The sequence below is a fragment of the Arthrobacter arabinosi genome, assembly GCF_054511115.1.
In genome coordinates, this window is record NZ_JBTNDF010000025.1 from 1 (window position 1) to 2,625 (window position 2,625).

The window sequence follows — 2,625 nt, forward strand, 5'->3', positions numbered from 1 at the left end:
GATCCGACACCACGAAAACAGCGCACGAACCAGCCACAGGAATTTGTTGGGGATCGCCACCCTCACCGGGGCAACTCATGAAACATTACACGGAGGACGACGGTCGGGCAAACCGGAGGGGTGTCTCCTGGATCACGTCGGGCCCGGGCGCCTCGCGGGCGAGCGAACGTCCCTGGGATGCGATGAGCGTCCCCCGGGTGGGTGCCGGCCCGGCGTCGCGGTATCTGCTGCCGCCCGTCGCCGTGAGTGCATCCACGACCGGCCCGCTGATGCGCATGGCGGTGCCTGTCAGATCCGATGGTCCGCCACGATCCGGTGTGACGACCTGACGACCGGGTGGAGCAGGTGCCGTTGCGTCCCCCGACGGGCGGAGACCGGCCGGTGGGTTCACTTCCGGTCCCGTTGCGGGATGGGTGCGTCCTCCTGCCGGCCCGGTGTCGACGGCGCGGGAGAAGGGTGGCGCCGACGGTGGGACCAGTCGGCCCCGGAGGAAGGAACCCCGCACCCGCCGGCCCCGGACGAAGGGACTCCGCACCCGCCGTCGAGTCCCGGGAAGAGCTCGACGTGCGCAGCGGAGTGTTGCCGCTTCTGCACGCATTCACTGCGGGGTCGCTGACCTCTGTACAAGGCACGTGCCGGGCAGCGGTCCACTTCACGGACGGGGATGCGCTGCCTGTCGGGAGCCTGCCACCGCGCTCCTGCTGCACTGGCCCATGTCCACCGGCGCCGTTACCGCCGGCACAGGAACCCCCTTCCCCTTCCGGTTGTCATCACGGGCGCATCCTCCCCTTGAGGGAACGAGAGCCGTGTGACGTTCCCCGGATCCATGAGGAAGACAACAACCCTGGCACGTCGCCGGTCGCGGCGAGCTTCGTGGCAGTGGCAGACGGTGCTCTGCCCTGGGCCACATGGGCCGCCGCATGAGTTCGGCCGCTGCCCGGGCGGGCACCCGCGTTTGCCAGGGGGACCCGTTTGAGCGGCTTCGGGCGGCGTGGGGTGCCACCCGCCCCGGGCACGGAGATGGCACCAGAACGGCTACCAGAACACCTGTCGACAGGCAGAGACAGCGCATGCGCCACGTCGGTCGCAGGACTGTGCACCGGACGACTGGCAGGCCCGGATCGGGTGACACCGGACAGGGTCTGGTCCACATCGAGAAGTCGTAGTAGACAGTGTGCATGGGCACGAAAATGGGAGTGGCGCCGCGGTTGGCCGAAGCCTTGGGGATCGTCCTGGGCACCGAGGAGATTCCGCTGAGACTCCGGGCGTGGGATGGATCTGAAGCCGGCCCCCCGGGTGCCCCCGTGATCGAGTTTCAGTCCCGGCGGGGACTACGGCGATTGCTGTGGTCCCCGAACCAGCTCGGACTGAGCCGCGCGTATGTCGCCGGGGACATCGACGGACCGGGCGACCTTTTCGAGAGCTTCTCGGCGCTCAGCTCCGTGGGTAAGTTCGCCGAACTGAAGGCTTTTCGCCCTCCGACGTTCAGCGAACGGATGAGACTGGTCTGGACTGCTGTTCGGGTGGGGGCGCTGGGACTCCCACCCACGCCCCCGCCGGAGGAGATGAACGTGACCCGATCGGGGCACAAGCACTCCAAGGAGCGTGACGCCGCGGCGATCTCGCATCATTACGACGTCGGCAACGACTTCTACGCCCTCGTGCTCGGACAGTCGATGGTCTACTCCTGCGCCGTCTGGGAAGACGAGACAGTCGGTCTGGACGCAGCCCAGAAGGCGAAACTCGACCTGGTCTGTCGCAAACTCGGTCTTCGGCCCGGCATGCGGGTGCTGGATGTGGGCTGCGGCTGGGGCAGTTTTGCGCTGCACGCAGCGCGGAACTACGGAGTCGACGTCGTCGGCGTCACCCTCTCGAAGGAGCAGGCGGAGTTCGGACGGAAACAGGTGTCCGAAGCCGGTCTCGCCGATCGGATCGAGATTCGCGTGCAGGACTACCGCGACGTTCGGGATGGTCCGTTCGACGCGATCAGCTCGATCGGCATGGCAGAACACGTAGGCAGGGACCAGATCGGGAATTACGCATCCCATCTGTCCGACCTGCTGCGTCCCGGTGGACGCCTCCTCAATCATGCGATCTCCTGGAATGCCGGTGAGATGCCACCGGATCCGGATTCCTTCATCCCCCGCTACGTCTTCCCCGACGGGGAGATGCTCAGCCTTACCGTCATGGTCGGGGCGCTCGAAGCAGCAGGGCTGGAAGTGCTCGACGTCGAAGCGCTACGCCTGCACTACGGGCTGACGCTTCGGGCCTGGGTGCACAACCTCGAGCAGAACTGGGACGAGGCGGTACGTCTGACGAGCGCCGGGCGGGCGCGCGTGTGGCGGCTGTACATGGCGTCCAGCGCGCTCGGATTCGAGCGGGGCCTGAACGGCGTGAACCAGGTGCTGGTGCAACGTCCCGGACCGGCGGCACCCCCCTTGCGGCGGCGGGAATGGATATGACGGGGCCCTGCCGGCGCGGGATCACCGTCCACACGATGCCGCATGATGTGGACGATCCCCACCGGGGACGGCGTGCGCAGTACACGCGGCCCATCGGGTGGGGGTTGGGGTTGGGTGGGGTTAAAGGGGTGAGGCCCCGCACCTGGTGGTGTGGGGCCTCAGC

The 2,625-nt window shown here is 67.6% G+C and carries 2 protein-coding genes; one reads left to right on the forward strand and one right to left on the reverse strand.

Translation table 11 applies throughout. The annotated features are described in order from the left end of the window. Window positions 1-85 precede the first annotated feature (85 nt). A complete protein-coding gene (locus ACX80P_RS16895) occupies window positions 86-277 on the reverse strand; it encodes a hypothetical protein (RefSeq protein ID WP_459279257.1) in 192 nt (63 codons plus the stop codon). A 901-nt stretch (window positions 278-1,178) separates the two neighbouring features. Between ACX80P_RS16895 and ACX80P_RS16900 the strand changes: the two genes are divergently transcribed. Beyond that, window positions 1,179-2,462 carry a class I SAM-dependent methyltransferase gene (locus tag ACX80P_RS16900; RefSeq protein WP_459279258.1) on the forward strand — a complete coding sequence of 428 codons (1,284 nt, stop codon included), beginning with the start codon at window positions 1,179-1,181 and terminating at the stop codon, window positions 2,460-2,462. The last annotated feature ends 163 nt before the right edge of the window (window positions 2,463-2,625 follow it).

Excerpts from the sequence above, each read along its gene's own strand:
- ACX80P_RS16895 (WP_459279257.1), bottom strand. The coding sequence starts at position 277 with ATGCGCATCAGCGGGCCGGTCGTGGATGCACTCACGGCGACGGGCGGC.
- ACX80P_RS16900 (WP_459279258.1), top strand. The coding sequence starts at position 1,179 with ATGGGCACGAAAATGGGAGTGGCGCCGCGGTTGGCCGAAGCCTTGGGG.